Source organism: Luteimonas composti (genome assembly GCF_042678665.1).
In the GTDB taxonomy this organism is placed as follows: Bacteria; Pseudomonadota; Gammaproteobacteria; order Xanthomonadales; family Xanthomonadaceae; genus Luteimonas; species Luteimonas composti.
Map to the genome: position 1 here is coordinate 758,911 of NZ_JBHTKU010000002.1, position 13,447 is coordinate 772,357.

The following is a 13,447-nucleotide window of genomic DNA, read 5'->3' on the forward strand; positions in this document are numbered from 1 at the left end:
ACGCGCCGATCCCTCACGGGCCGGTGCGGGGTCCACCGACCGGCCGGGGCCCGGCTGGTGGCTGATGCTTGCCGTCCCGACAACGCGTCAAGGAGGACGCCATGACCCCGATCCGGATGCTGGCCATCGGCCTGCTGGCCTGCCTGTTGCCCCTCGGCCCGGCCGCTGCGGCCGACCCCGGCTACGGCGATGCCACGGAGTATTTCCAGACCGACGCGCAGTACGAGGCCTGGTTCGAGCTCACCCGCGGCCTGCGCCGCGATTTCGACTGGATCTGTGGCGACACGTTCTGCGAGGGCGAGTACACCAACATCCAGCCACTGCGCTTCCGCTGCTCGGCGCATCGCGGGAGCGGACGGATCGGCATGTGCGTATGGACCTTCGCCGCCAGCCACGAGGAGATCGCCCAGACGACGGGACGGATCGGCGTACAACGGGCGTTCTGGCAGTGCCGCACGCCGCTGGCGGCCGGCACCACGATCGACCAGCTGCTTGCGGCGCTGGCGGTCGACGAGCCGCTGTATGCGCCGCTGCCCGGCCTCCGGCAGACCGTGATGGACGGCCTGATCGACTGCCTCTGAGGTTCAGTCGCCCGGCAAGGCGTAGGGATCGTCCAGGCCCAGGCCGGCGAGGATCTCGCGCTCGAGCTGCTCCATCGCATCGGCCTCGCGGCTGTCCTCGTGGTCCCAGCCCAGCAGATGCAGCGCGCCATGCACGGTGAGGTGGGCGTAATGCGCATTCAGGGACTTGCCCTGTTCGCGCGCCTCGCGCGCCACCACCGGCGCGCAGATGACCAGGTCGCCCAGCAGCGGCATGCGCACGCCGGGCGGCAATCCTTCCGGCAGATCGGCCGGGAAGCTGAGCACGTTGGTCGCGTAATCCTTGCCGCGGTAGTGGCGGTTGAGGGCGCGGCCCTCCTTGCTGCCGACCAGGCGGATCGCCAGGTCGGCCTCGCGGATGCGCCCGGCCAGCGCGGCCGTCGCCCAGCGACGGAACGAAACCGCCGACGGCAGTCCCTTGCGCGGGGTGGCGTAGCCGACGGCGATGTCGAGACGGATCGGGCCCTGGGTCATGGCGGCCAGTCTAAACCGGGTCGCTGCGCGCGGGCGCGGCCCGGCCTGGGCGCTTAGCCAGCGGCCGGCTCCACTGCGTCCGCATCGCGCCGGTCGTAGGCATCCACGATGCGCGCCACCAGCGGGTGGCGCACGACGTCGCGCGCCTCGAAGAAGGTGAAGCTCACGCCGCCGACGTCGCGCAGCACCTCGATCGCGTCCTTGAGTCCGGACTTCACGTGGCGCGGCAGGTCGATCTGGGTCATGTCGCCGGTGACCACGGCGGTCGAACCGAAGCCCAGCCGGGTCAGGAACATCTTCATCTGCTCGATGGTGGTGTTCTGCGCCTCGTCCAGGATCACGAAGGCGTCGTTGAGCGTGCGCCCGCGCATGTAGGCCAGCGGCGCGATCTCGATGACGTTGCGCTCCAGCAGCTTGAGCACCTTCTCCACGCCCAGCATCTCGTACAGCGCGTCGTACAGCGGGCGCAGGTAGGGATCGACCTTCTGGCTGAGGTCGCCGGGCAGGAAGCCGAGCTTCTCGCCGGCCTCCACCGCCGGGCGCACCAGCACCAGCCGCTGCACGCGCGACTCGTTGAGCGCCTCGACCGCCATTGCCACGGCGAGGAAGGTCTTGCCGGTGCCTGCCGGGCCGACGCCGAAGTTGATGTCGTGGGTGGCGATCGCGTGCAGGTATTTCGCCTGGTTGGCGCCGCGGCCGCGGATGGTGCCGCGCTTGACCCGGATCGCCACGTCCTGCGGCGTGGTGTCGCCGGCGCGGTCGACGTTGGCCTCGTTGAGGCGCAGGTTGATGGCGTTGCTGTCGAAGGTCTCGCCGGCCGCCTCCTCGTACAGGTCGCGCAGCAGGCGTTCGACCCGGGACACGGTCTTGTCGTCCGGCCCGCTGACGCGGAACACGTTGCCGCGGTTGGCGATCTCGACCCCGAGCCGGAGTTCGATCTGCCGCAGGTGGCCGTCGAAGGGGCCGGCGAGGTTGGCCAGCCGCTCGGTATCGGCCGGGTCGAGGGTGAAGTCGCGCTGGGTCTGGTCTGCCATAGGCGGCGCAGGGTAGCGCACCGCGCCGCATCGGCCCGTCGCGACGCTGGCGTTCATCCGGCGTTCGTCCATTAATTGATTGTGCAATTAATATTGCGGACATGGATCAGGAACCCCGTACCCGGACCGCGAAGGCGGGCCAGCCCCACCGGCGCGCTCCGGGCCGGCCGGCCGGAGATGCCGGTCGCCGCGCCGCGGCGCTGGACGCCGCCCTCGACTGTTATGTGCAGCGTGGGATCGCGGCCACCACCCTGCGCGACATCGCCAGCGCGGCGGGCGTCACCCCGGCGCTGCTGCACTACTACTTCGGCGACGCGGCCGGCCTGCGCGAGGCGGTCATCGCCGAGCGGCTGATGCCGGTATTCGCGCGCGTCCGCGACGTGCTGCTGGGCATGCCGGACGCATCGATGCGCGACGTGCTCAGCGTCTTCGTCGACACGCTGTGCGCGATGGTGCGCGAGCACGCCTGGCTGGCGCCATTGTGGATCCGCGAGGTGGTCAGCGAGGGCGGCAGCCTGCGCGACCTGCTGGTGCACGACCTCGCCCCGCAGATCGCGCGGGTGCTGGCCGACCGCTTCGCCGTCGAGCAGGCGGCGGGCCGCCTCAACCCCGCGCTGGACCCGCGCCTGCTGATGGTCTCGGTCGTGGGCCTGACCCTGTTCCCGGCCGCCGGAACGCCGATCTGGCGCCAGATCTTCGACAGCGGCGACCTCGGCATCGATGACATCCGCCGCCACGCGCTCGCGCTGCTGCTGCGCGGGCTGGAGCTTCCGCAATGACCCGGTCCATGTCCCGCCGCGCGTGGTCCGCCGGCCTGTGCGTCGTCGTGCTGTTGCTGGCGGCCTGCCGCCACGAGGCCCCCAGCGCCCTGGGCACGCTCGAGTTCGACCGCATCGCGTTGCCCGCGCCCGCCGCCGAGCGCATCGTCGGGATCGCGGTGCGCGAGGGCGAACGCGTGGAGGCGGGGGACCGCATCCTCAGCCTCGAGCAGGCGCGCGGCGATGCCCAGCTCGCCGCCGCCGAGGCCGAGGCTGCGCGCCAGCGCCAGTTGCTCGAAGAGCTGCGCAACGGCGCCCGTCGCGAGGACATCGACCAGCTGCGCGCCAACCTGGCCGCCGCGCAGGCGCAGGCGCGCGATGCGCGCGCCTATCTCGCGCGCCTGCAGCCGCTCGGATCGCAGCAGCTGGTCGCCGCCGCCGAGGTCGATCGCGCGCGCGCCGCCGCCGGCACCGCCGATGCGCAGGTCGCCGCGGCGCGTGCCGCGCTGGCGGAAGCGCAGGGCGGCGTGCGGCCCGAACAGATCGCCCAGGCCGAGGCGGCGCTTGCCGCGGCCGAGGCGCAGCTGCGCGCGCAGTCGGTGACCACCGGCAAGCTCGACGTGGTGGCGCCGCGCGCCGGCCGGGTCGACAGCCTGCCCTACCGTCTCGGCGACGAGCCGGCGCCCGGCGCGCCGCTGGCGGTCATGCTGGTGGGCGAGGCGCCCTACGCGCGGGTCTACGTGCCCGAGCCGCTGCGTGTCGGCGTGCGGGTGGGCGACGCGGCCACCGTGCACGTGGGCGCGGATGGCGGCCGCAGCTATCCCGGCCGCGTGCGCATGGTGCGCAGCGAGCCCACCTTCACCCCGTACTACGCGCTGACCGGCAAGGACGCTGCGCGGCTGAGCTACCTGGCCGAAGTGCAGCTGGAGGGACAGGGCGTGGCCGAACTTCCCGCGGGCCTGCCGCTGCGGGTGGAATTCGCCCAGTGAGCGACGCGCCTGCGGCGATCCCCGGGCCCGACGCGGCCATCCGCGCGCGCGGCATGGTCAAGCGCTTTGGCGCGCTGACCGCGGTCGACCATGTCGACCTGACCGTCCCGCGCGCCCACGTCTACGGCTTCCTCGGCCCCAACGGCTCGGGCAAGTCGACCACGATCCGCATGCTCTGCGGCCTGCTCACCCCGACCGGAGGCGAGATCGAGGTGCTGGGACTGCGCGTGCCCGGGGAGGCCGACGCGCTGCGCCTGCGCATCGGCTACATGACCCAGAAGTTCTCGCTGTTCGAGGACCTCACCGTGCGCGAGAACCTGGAGTTCCTGGCCGCGGTCTACGGCCTGCCGCGCGGCGATGCGCGCCGGCGCGTGGACGAGTTGCTCGGCCTGTACCACTTCGAGGACCGGCAGGCGCAGCTGGCCGGCACCCTGAGCGGCGGCCAGAAGCAGCGCCTGGCCCTGGCCGGCGCGGTGATCCACAAGCCGGAACTGCTGTTCCTGGACGAACCCACCAGCGCCGTGGATCCCGAATCGCGGCGCGACTTCTGGGAAAAGCTCTTCGAGCTGGCCGACGCCGGCACCACCCTGCTGGTGTCCACCCACTACATGGACGAAGCCGAACGCTGCCACCGCATCGCCATCCTCGACCGCGGCGTGCTGGTGGCCGACGGCGCGCCCGGCGAACTGGCCGCGGCGCTGGAGGGGCGCAGCGTGGAAGTGCGCGCCGCCCAGCCGCGTCACGCGCAGCGGCTGCTCTCGGGGCTGCCGGGCGTGCTCAGCGTGGCCCAGATCGGCAACAGCCTGCGGGTGCTCTCGGCGCCGGGCCGCGACGGCGCCGAGGCGGTGGCGCGCGCGCTGCACGGGGCCTCGCTGTCGGCCGAGGTGCTGCCCGCGTCCGCCAACCTCGAGGACGTGTTCGTCGCCGCCACCCGCGGCCGTGGCGGGGACGCCGCGGCATGACGTCGTGGCGCCGGCTGTGGGCGGTGGTGCTGAAGGAGCTGCGCCAGCTCCGGCGCGACCGCATCAGCATGCTGCTGATCGTGGCGATCCCGGTGATCGACCTGCTGCTGTTCGGCTACGCGATCAACTTCAACCCGCGCAACCTCGACGCGATGATCGTCGACCAGGCCAACACCGCCACCTCGCGCGCGGCGGTGATGGACATGCGCGCCACCGGCATCATCGAGATCACCGGCGTCGGCGACAGCCCGGCGCAGGCGATGGAGCAGCTGCGGCGTGGCCGCATCAGCGCCGCGATCGTGCTGCCGCCGGACTACGAGCGCCGGCTGATCGACGGCAGGCCGGCGGTGCAGGTGATGGTCGACGGCACCGACACCGTGGTCCAGGCCGCCGCCGTGCAGCTGGCGCAGCTGCCGCTGGAGGCGGTGAACGGCCGCCGCGCGCAGGCGCCGCCGGCGCAGATCGAGGTGGTGAGCTTCTACAACCCCGAGCGCCGCTCGGCGGTGAGCATCGTGCCCGGCCTGATCGGCATCATCCTGACCATGACGATGACCATGTTCACCGCCATGGCCCTGGTGCGCGAGCGCGAGCGCGGCAACATGGAGCTGCTGATCGCCACCCCGCTCAGCCGCGCCGGACTGATGATCGGCAAGGTGCTGCCCTATGCGGTGATCGGCCTGGTGCAGACCACGCTGATCCTGGTCCTGGGCATCTGGATGTTCGACGTGCCGCTGCGCGGCAGCCTGCTGGACGTCTACGTCGCCTCGCTGCTGCTGATCCTGGCCAACCTGGCCATGGGCCTGCTGATCTCCACCCGTGCCACCACCCAGTTCCAGGCGATCCAGATCGCGATGTTCGTGTTCCTGCCGTCGATCCTGATCTCGGGCTTCATGTTCCCGTTCGCCGGCATGCCCGACGTGGTGCAGTGGGGCGCGGAGGTGCTGCCGATGACGCACTTCCTGCGCCTGGTGCGCGGGGTGATGCTGCGTGGCGCCACGCTGGCGGAGCTGTGGCCCGGCGTGCTGGCGCTGCTGGCCTTCACCGTGGTGACGATGACGCTGGCGATCCTACGGTTCCGCAAACGCCTCGACTAGCCGGAACCCCGTGGCGGCGTGCACGCGTCACGCTTCCGGAACACGCGGCGGCAAGGCTGGGGTCCGCCCCAGCTGCGGCCGACGCCGGCGCGGCGATAGCGTGGACCGCCCCACCGGCTGCAGGGAGAGCGGCGATGACCAGCGCCACCGATACCGGAATCGATGCGAGCGGCGCCACCCGGGCAGCCGCCGATGCGACGGCCGCGGCCGCGCCGTCCGCCGCCAGCCGCCGCGAGCAGGAGATCCGGGCCGAGCTGGCGAACAACCCGCAGGCGCTGCAGGCGCTGGACCGGCTGGTCGCGGGACTCGACGCCTACGCCCTGGACGACGCACGGCGGGTGCAGGCGCTGGACGATTTCATGGCCGCGCCCAACGCCGCGACCGCGGCCTATGTCGAAGGACGCATCGCGCAGGCGCTGGGCGAGGACTTCGCGGCCGCGCATGCGCTGGTCTCGCCGGACGCCGGCACGCTCACGATCGGCGGGCAGGTCTACTCGATCGACCACGGCGCATTGCTGGATGCGGACGGGCGGCAGGCGGGCACGATCACCAACGACGGCGTGGTGCGGCTCGATGGCGAGGAGCAGGCGCGCAATGTCTATACCGACCTGTCCGCGCGCGTGCAGCTGCGCGAAACCATCGACGGCGAACTGTCGACCCTGCTCGACCTGCACCCGGCCGACCGCCGCGGCCGCCTCGACGATGCCAACGTCAACCGGCAGTTCGCGGACCGGGTGAAGGACACCCTGGTGCGCGCCCGGCAGGAAGGCATGGCGATGCAGATGGACCTGGTCTACCGCACCTTCGCGCACCAGGACCAGCTGTACGCGCAGGGTCGCACGGAGCCGGGACAGCGGGTCACCAACGCGCGCGGCGGCCAGTCATGGCACAACTACGGACTCGGCGCGGACGTGGTGTTCAGCACGCCCGCCGGACAGCCGTCCTGGCCCGAGGACGGCAACTGGACCCGCTACGGCGAGATCGCCGAAGCGCAGGGCCTGACCTGGGGCGGGCGCTGGCAGAACCCCGATCGCCCGCACGTCGAATACCACCCGGGATTCGGCGCGAGCGATGCCGGCGACTTCATCGCCACCCATGGCCGCGACGGGCTGGAAGGCGTCTGGGACCGGATGGATATCGGGCAGCAGCCGTGAGCGCGCAGGCGATCTGGCAGACTCCGGCGGCATGAAGCCACCGCCATTGCAACCGGCCGGCGCCTGGGCGCCGCCTCGCCGCGGCGCGGCCGCGGCCCTGTTCGCCTGCCTGCTCGCTGCATGCGGCGCTTCGGGCGATCGTGCCTCCGCCGCGCCCCAGGCCGCGGCGGAGCGACACCCGGCCGACCCCGGTCTGCACCTGGTCGACCCCCGGCCGCTGCAGGGCGCAGGGGCGGTCGCCTTTGGTCCCGCGCAGGACTGGATCGCCTGGGCGGCCGGTGAGGAGGTGCGGGTGCTGGCGCTCGACGACCGCGCCGGCGCGGGCGAACGCCGCGTGCCGGTCGGCAGCCTGGTCGCGGACCTTGGCGTCGCGCCGGACGGGGCGCTCTGGGTGATCGCCGACGTGCCGCAGCTCTGGCGCGCCGGCGCACCGGCGTGTCGCGCCGAAGGGGTGGAAGCGGACCGCCTGCTGGCGGTGGATGGCGAGGGAGCGGTCGTGGCCGCCTACTCGCATTCGGACGGCACCGGCATGCTGCGCCAGCAGGTCTGGCTGGACGCGCAATGCGGCGTCGTGGACGAGCGCATCGCGCCGCTGCCCGCCGGGGTGGCCGATGCGCAGTCGGATCCCGGCGCGCCGCTGGGGCGGGCCACGCTGCGGGCCTTGCATCCGGATCCGACGGAACTCGCACAGCGGCTGTCGGCGGTGCGTCTGCCGGCAGGCGCCGGCGTCGAGCTTGCCGTGCAGGTGTCGGACGACGGTCGCTGGTGGGTGCTCGATGGCGCGCAGGGGCGGACCCTGTGGCGGCGCGCGCCCTGAGCCGCGCCAGCCGGCGCTGCCGTGGCGACGCGATTGCCGCTGCGCGCCCGGGCCGCTAGCTCGTCGCGCCGCCCTCGACTCCCGCCACGCGGCCGCGCAGCGAATTGCTCATCGCCTCGGTGATCACCACGTCGACGAACCGGCCGACCAGGCGCGACGGTGCCGGAAAGTTCACCGAGCGCATGTTCTCGGTCTTGCCGGTGAGTTCGGCGGGATTCTTGCGCGAAGGGCCCTCGACCAGCACCCGCTGCACGCTGCCCACCATCGCCTGCGAAATGCGCGCCGCGTTGGCGTTGATCGTCGCCTGCAGGCGCGACAGGCGCGCGTGCTTGACCTCGTCGGAGACATCGTCGGGCAGGTCCGCGGCCGGCGTGCCCGGGCGGCGCGAATAGATGAAGGAGAACGACTGGTCGAAGCCCACGTCCTCGATCAGCTTCATGGTCTTCTCGAAATCCGCGTCGGTCTCGCCGGGGAAGCCGACGATGAAGTCCGAGCTGATCGAGATGTCCGGGCGCACCTCGCGCAGCTTGCGGAGCTTCTGCTTGAACTCCAGCGCGGTGTAGCCGCGCTTCATGGCCCCGAGGATGCGGTCGCTGCCCGACTGCACCGGCAGGTGCAGGTAGTTGGCCAGCTGCGGCACGTCGCGGTAGGCCTCGACCAGCGAGTCGGAGAACTCCAGCGGGTGGGAGGTGGTGAAGCGGATGCGGTCGATGCCGTCGATCTGCGCGATGGTGCGGATCAGCAGCCCGAGGTCGGCCAGTTCGTCCGCCCCCTCCATCGCGCCGCGGTAGGCGTTGACGTTCTGGCCCAGCAAGTTGACCTCGCGCACGCCCTGGCCGGCCAGCTGCACGATCTCCACCAGCACGTCCTCGAACGGCCTGCTGATCTCGGTGCCGCGGGTGTAGGGCACCACGCAGAAGCTGCAGTACTTCGAGCAGCCCTCCATGATCGAGACGAAGGCGCTCGGACCTTCCGCGCGCGGCTCGGGCAGGCGGTCGAACTTCTCGATCTCGGGGAAGCTGATGTCCACCTGCGGGCGCTGCTGCTCGCGGCGGGCGCGGATCAGCTCGGGCAGGCGGTGCAGGGTCTGCGGACCGAACACCAGGTCGACGTAGGGCGCGCGCTTCACGATCGCCTCGCCTTCCTGCGAGGCCACGCAGCCGCCGACGCCGATGATCACGTCGCGGCCGCCGGCCTTGAGCGCCTTCCAGCGGCCGAGCTGGCTGAACACCTTCTCCTGCGCCTTCTCGCGGATCGAGCAGGTATTGACCAGGACCACGTCGGCTTCCTCGACGTTGCTGGTCAGCTCCAGGCCCTCGCTGGCGGCGAGCACGTCGGCCATGCGGGCCGAGTCGTACTCGTTCATCTGGCAGCCGTGGGTCTGGATGAAGAGCTTGCCGCGCGCCGCGACGGGGGCGGCAGCGGCCGATTCCGGGAGGATGGGCAGTTCGATCATGGGCGTTTCCGGGGCACGGCGGTGAGTCCGGGCCGGAGGGCGGTGGGTCGGAGGCGGCCCCTCGCGGGGCTGTCGCGGCCAGCGGGGCGGTGAACCGCGGCGCGCGAGACGCGACAGTTTAGGGGCTGCCGCGGCCGCCCGCGCACCCGCGTCCGATTTCCAAACCGTGCGCCGTTTAACAATCAAGGACTTGGCAGGGTAGCGACAAGGGTGGACACTGCGCGCATGAAAGGGGGGCGGGGACTGCTTGCGATTGCCGGACTGGCGCTGATGGCGCTGGCCGCGCCGGCGTGGGCGGGCACCATCTATCGCTGCGACGCCGCCGACGGCACCCGCAGCTACGTCAGCAAGCGGGTCAAGGGCGCCAGCTGCGTGGCGGTGAGCAACTACCGCAGCGCGCCGTCGCGGCCCGCCGCGCGCCCGGCCGCCGCGCCCGGCTCGGGCAGCGCATCGCCCGCCAACCCCGTCGCCGGCTCGCCGGCCGGCGTCCACAGCAACCCCCCGGCCACCTTCATGGGCGGCAGCGCCACCACGCCGGCCCCGAAGCCTGTCCAGGTCTCGGGCACGAGCCCGGTGCCGGCCCAGTCCACCCGCCGCCTGCAGCAGGGGCAGGTGTACTCCTACGTCAAGGACGGCGTGCGCCACTACACCAGCCAGCGTCCGCGCGGCGGTGCGGGGGCGGGCGCGGTCCGCACGATCAACTACAGCTTCTTCGAGACCTGCTACGCATGCGCGCCGCTGCCGGGGGTGAACTTCGGCAACGTGCGCCTGAACACCTCGGCCTACGCCGCGGAAATCCGCTCCGCGTCCACCGAGTTCGGGGTCGAGGAGGCGATCGTGCGGGCGATCATGCACGCCGAATCGGCGTTCAATCCCAATGCGCTCTCGCGCGCCGGGGCCCAGGGTCTGATGCAGCTGATGCCCGCCACCGCGCGCCGCTTCGGCGTCGCCAACGCCTACGACCCGGCGCAGAACATCCGCGGCGGCGTCGAATACCTGGCCTGGCTGCTGAAGCGTTTCAACGGCGACCTGACCCTGGCCGCGGCCGGCTACAACGCAGGCGAGGGCGCGGTGGACCGCCACAAGGGCGTGCCGCCCTACAGCGAAACCCAGCGCTACGTGGTGCGCGTCGCGCAGCTGGCCGAGCGCTACCGCGGCCATATCGCGTCCAACTGAGCCGACGGCGGCGTCCGCCGCCCTGCCACGCCCTCCGTCTGCCGCAAGGCCGGCGGATTCCTGCGCGCTCCGCCGTCGGCGGGTCGCCGCGCGCATGCCGGCGACGATCCACGCAAGGGGCTGATCCGGCTCGGGAATCCAGCACTCCGCACAGGCAGACGTTGTCGCCGCATTCAGCGTTCCGCTACACTTCGGCGTTCTTTGCGCGTCCGCCTCCGGGGACGGGGCCGCACGCGCCAGCCACATCAAAAACAGCTACCTAAGAAGTTTCGCGGAGAGCCGGATGGCCAACGAAGCGGTATTCGACCCCGAAGACGGGGCACCCGACCACCTGGGCCGGCGCAGATTCCTGACCGCCACCACGGCGGCCGTGGGCGCGGTGGGGGCCGGTTTCGCGGCCGTGCCGTTCATCAAGTCCTGGAACCCCAGCGCACGCGCCCAGCTCGCCGGTGCGCCGGTGACCGTGGACATCAGCGCCCTGCAGGACGGCCAGCGCCTGATCGTGGAGTGGCGCGGCCAGCCGATCTGGATCGTCAAGCGTTCCAAGGCGATCCTGGAGGCCCTGCCGACCCTCGACGACCAGCTGCGCGACCCGCGTTCGGAGAACGCCGACCAGCAGCCGGCCTACATCAGCGAGGCCAACCCGGAGCTGCGCTCGATCAAGCCCGAGATCTCGGTGCTGGTGGGCCTGTGCACGCACCTGGGCTGCTCGCCGGAAATGGTCGCCGAGATCCGCCCGGCGCCGTTCGACCCGGAGTGGAAGGGCGGCTACTTCTGCCCCTGCCACAAGTCGAAGTTCGACATGGCCGGCCGCGTCTACCAGGGCGTGCCGGCGCCGACCAACCTCGTGGTGCCGCCGCACCATTTCGCCGACGACGCGACCGTCGTGATCGGCGTCGACCCGGGAGCGGCATGAGATGAGCAACATGATCCAGCGCGGCGTCAACGGCGTGTGGGACTGGTTCACCCTGCGTGCGCCGGGCTTCTCGCCGTTCTACCGCAAGCACATGTCGGAGTACTACGCTCCGAAGAACTTCAACATCTGGTACATCTTCGGCGTCCTGTCGATGGTGGTGCTGGTCAACCAGATCCTGACCGGCATCTTCCTGACGATGCACTTCAAGCCGAGCGCGGAGGAAGCCTTCGCCTCGGTCGAGTACATCATGCGCGACGTGGAGTGGGGCTGGCTGATCCGCTACATGCACAGCACCGGCGCTTCGATGTTCTTCATCGTGGTGTACATCCACATGTTCCGCGGCCTGATGTACGGCAGCTACCAGAAGCCGCGCGAGCTGGTGTGGATCCTGGGCATGCTGATCTACCTGGTGCTGATGGCCGAGGCCTTCCTGGGCTACGTGCTGCCCTGGGGACAGATGTCGTTCTGGGGCGCCAAGGTGATCATCTCGCTGTTCGGCGCGATCCCGGTGATCGGCAACGGGCTGACCGAGTGGATCATGGGCGACTACCTGCCCTCCGACGCCACCCTCAACCGCTTCTTCGCCCTGCACGTGATCGCGCTGCCGCTGGTGCTGCTGCTGCTGGTGGTGCTGCACATCGGCGCGCTGCATGAAGTGGGTTCCAACAACCCCGACGGCGTCGAGATCAAGAAGGGCCCGAAGGGCAACCGCTGGTCGAAGACCGCGCCCGCCGACGGCGTGCCGTTCCACCCGTACTACACGGTGAAGGACAGCTTCTACGTCTGCTTCTTCCTGATCGTCTGCGCGTTCGTGATCTTCTTCGCGCCCGCGTTCGGCGGCTGGTTCCTCGAGCACGACAACTTCACCGAGGCCAACCGCCTGGTGACGCCCGAGCACATCAAGCCGGTGTGGTACTACACGCCCTACTACGCGATGCTGCGCGTGGTGCCGGACAAGCTCGGCGGCGTGCTGGTGATGTTCGGCGCGATCGCGATCCTGTTCGCAGTGCCGTGGCTCGACCGCGCCAAGGTCAAGTCGTACCGCTACCGCGGCCTGATGTCGAAGGTGCTGCTGGGCCTGTTCGCGGTCGCCTTCATCTGGCTGGGCAAGATCGGCGCCGGCCCGGGTACCGATCCGGTCGAGACCATCGTCGGCCGCTTCCTGACCGCCTTCTACTTCCTGTTCTTCCTGACCATGCCGCTGTGGACGGCGATCGACAAGACCAAGCCGGTACCGGAACGGGTGACGACGCATGACTAAGACCATCCTTTCCCGCCTGGCGGTCTTCGCCACCGGCATGCTGCTGTCGTTCGCCGCGCTGGCCGCGGGCGGCGGTCCGGTGCAGCACGCGGGCACCGACCTGTCCGACCGCGCCTCGCTGCAGCGCGGCGCCCAGCTGTTCATGAACTACTGCGCGGGCTGCCACTCGCTCAAGTACCTGCGCTACTCGCGCATGGCCGAGGACCTGGGGCTGACCGAGGACGAGGTGATGAACAACCTCAACCTCACCGGCGCCAAGTTCGGCGAGCACATCGTCTCCTCGATGCCGGCCGAGCAGGCGTCGCGCTGGTTCGGCCAGGTGCCGCCGGACCTGAGCCTGATCACCCGCGTGCGCGGCAGCGACTGGGTGTTCACCTACCTCAAGTCGTTCTACCTCGACGAAACCCGTCCGCTGGGCTGGAACAACACCCTGTTCCCCAACGCCTCGATGCCCAACCCGTTCTGGAAGCAGCAGGGCCTGCAGCACGCGGTGTACGCCGAGCAGGGCGCCGACGGCGGCGACCCGGCGGTCGAGCATCTCGAGGTCGCATCGCCCGGCACGCAGAGCGCGGCCGAGTTCGACCAGACCGTGCGCGACGTGACCGCGTTCCTGGAGTACGCCGGCGAGCCGGCGGCGCTCAAGCGCCCCAACATCGGCGTGTGGGTGATCCTGTTCCTGTCGTTCCTCACGCTGCTGGCGTGGCTGATGAAGAACGAGTACTGGAGGGACGTGCACTGATCCGGTGATGCGGCGGGG

General features: G+C 71.0%; 14 protein-coding genes. 11 read left to right on the forward strand and 3 right to left on the reverse strand.

Annotated elements, in window-relative coordinates; genetic code table 11:
• The first annotated feature begins 101 nt into the window (after positions 1 to 101).
• Complete coding sequence (locus ACFQ2D_RS08165) at positions 102 to 581, forward strand: hypothetical protein (protein WP_280943342.1); 480 nt, start codon at positions 102 to 104, stop codon at positions 579 to 581.
• Between the two features lie 3 nt (positions 582 to 584).
• On the opposite strand, the gene ybeY is transcribed toward ACFQ2D_RS08165, so the two are convergent.
• Both ybeY and ACFQ2D_RS08175 read right to left on the reverse strand, forming a co-directional pair.
• Positions 585 to 1,073, reverse strand: a complete 489-nt coding sequence (ybeY, locus tag ACFQ2D_RS08170) for an rRNA maturation RNase YbeY (protein ID WP_280943343.1) — start codon at positions 1,071 to 1,073, stop codon at positions 585 to 587.
• Between the two features lie 53 nt (positions 1,074 to 1,126).
• A complete protein-coding gene (locus tag ACFQ2D_RS08175; protein ID WP_280943344.1) occupies positions 1,127 to 2,107 on the reverse strand; it encodes a PhoH family protein in 981 nt (326 codons plus the stop codon).
• A 101-nt stretch (positions 2,108 to 2,208) separates the two neighbouring features.
• On the opposite strand from ACFQ2D_RS08175, the gene ACFQ2D_RS08180 reads away from it, so the two are divergent.
• The 6 genes from ACFQ2D_RS08180 (at position 2,209) to ACFQ2D_RS08205 (ending at position 7,881) form a co-directional block, all read left to right on the forward strand.
• Positions 2,209 to 2,886 (forward strand): TetR/AcrR family transcriptional regulator, encoded by a 678-nt coding sequence (locus ACFQ2D_RS08180; RefSeq protein ID WP_280943345.1) that lies wholly within the window; start codon positions 2,209 to 2,211, stop codon positions 2,884 to 2,886.
• A gap of 8 nt (positions 2,887 to 2,894) precedes the next feature.
• Positions 2,895 to 3,854 carry an HlyD family secretion protein gene (locus ACFQ2D_RS08185; RefSeq protein ID WP_280943346.1) on the forward strand — a complete coding sequence of 320 codons (960 nt, stop codon included), beginning with the start codon at positions 2,895 to 2,897 and terminating at the stop codon, positions 3,852 to 3,854.
• A gap of 53 nt (positions 3,855 to 3,907) precedes the next feature.
• Positions 3,908 to 4,816 carry an ABC transporter ATP-binding protein gene (locus ACFQ2D_RS08190; protein ID WP_386795616.1) on the forward strand — a complete coding sequence of 303 codons (909 nt, stop codon included), beginning with the start codon at positions 3,908 to 3,910 and terminating at the stop codon, positions 4,814 to 4,816.
• Positions 4,813 to 5,910, forward strand: a complete 1,098-nt coding sequence (locus tag ACFQ2D_RS08195; RefSeq protein WP_280943347.1) for an ABC transporter permease — start codon at positions 4,813 to 4,815, stop codon at positions 5,908 to 5,910. Before ACFQ2D_RS08190 ends, ACFQ2D_RS08195 begins: the two co-directional genes overlap by 4 nt.
• A 134-nt stretch (positions 5,911 to 6,044) precedes the next feature.
• Positions 6,045 to 7,064, forward strand: a complete 1,020-nt coding sequence (locus ACFQ2D_RS08200; protein ID WP_280943348.1) for a M15 family metallopeptidase — start codon at positions 6,045 to 6,047, stop codon at positions 7,062 to 7,064.
• 31 nt (positions 7,065 to 7,095) lie between these two features.
• Positions 7,096 to 7,881, forward strand: a complete 786-nt coding sequence (locus ACFQ2D_RS08205; protein ID WP_280943349.1) for a hypothetical protein — start codon at positions 7,096 to 7,098, stop codon at positions 7,879 to 7,881.
• Positions 7,882 to 7,936: 55 nt separating this feature from the next.
• Here ACFQ2D_RS08205 and miaB read toward each other — a convergent pair whose 3' ends face one another.
• A complete protein-coding gene (gene miaB / locus ACFQ2D_RS08210; RefSeq protein WP_280943350.1) occupies positions 7,937 to 9,337 on the reverse strand; it encodes a tRNA (N6-isopentenyl adenosine(37)-C2)-methylthiotransferase MiaB in 1,401 nt (466 codons plus the stop codon).
• 225 nt (positions 9,338 to 9,562) lie between these two features.
• Between miaB and ACFQ2D_RS08215 the strand changes: the two genes are divergently transcribed.
• The 4 genes from ACFQ2D_RS08215 to ACFQ2D_RS08230 all read left to right on the forward strand — a co-directional run bounded on the left by ACFQ2D_RS08215 (position 9,563) and on the right by ACFQ2D_RS08230 (position 13,429).
• Positions 9,563 to 10,513 carry a lytic transglycosylase domain-containing protein gene (locus ACFQ2D_RS08215; protein WP_280943351.1) on the forward strand — a complete coding sequence of 317 codons (951 nt, stop codon included), beginning with the start codon at positions 9,563 to 9,565 and terminating at the stop codon, positions 10,511 to 10,513.
• A 283-nt stretch (positions 10,514 to 10,796) separates the two neighbouring features.
• Positions 10,797 to 11,429, forward strand: coding sequence for a ubiquinol-cytochrome c reductase iron-sulfur subunit (gene petA / locus ACFQ2D_RS08220; RefSeq protein WP_280943352.1), 633 nt, complete (start codon positions 10,797 to 10,799; stop codon positions 11,427 to 11,429).
• Position 11,430: 1 nt separating this feature from the next.
• Positions 11,431 to 12,690 (forward strand): cytochrome b, encoded by a 1,260-nt coding sequence (locus ACFQ2D_RS08225; protein ID WP_280943353.1) that lies wholly within the window; start codon positions 11,431 to 11,433, stop codon positions 12,688 to 12,690.
• Positions 12,683 to 13,429, forward strand: a complete 747-nt coding sequence (locus ACFQ2D_RS08230; RefSeq protein ID WP_280943354.1) for a cytochrome c1 — start codon at positions 12,683 to 12,685, stop codon at positions 13,427 to 13,429. Before ACFQ2D_RS08225 ends, ACFQ2D_RS08230 begins: the two co-directional genes overlap by 8 nt.
• Positions 13,430 to 13,447: the final 18 nt, after the last annotated feature.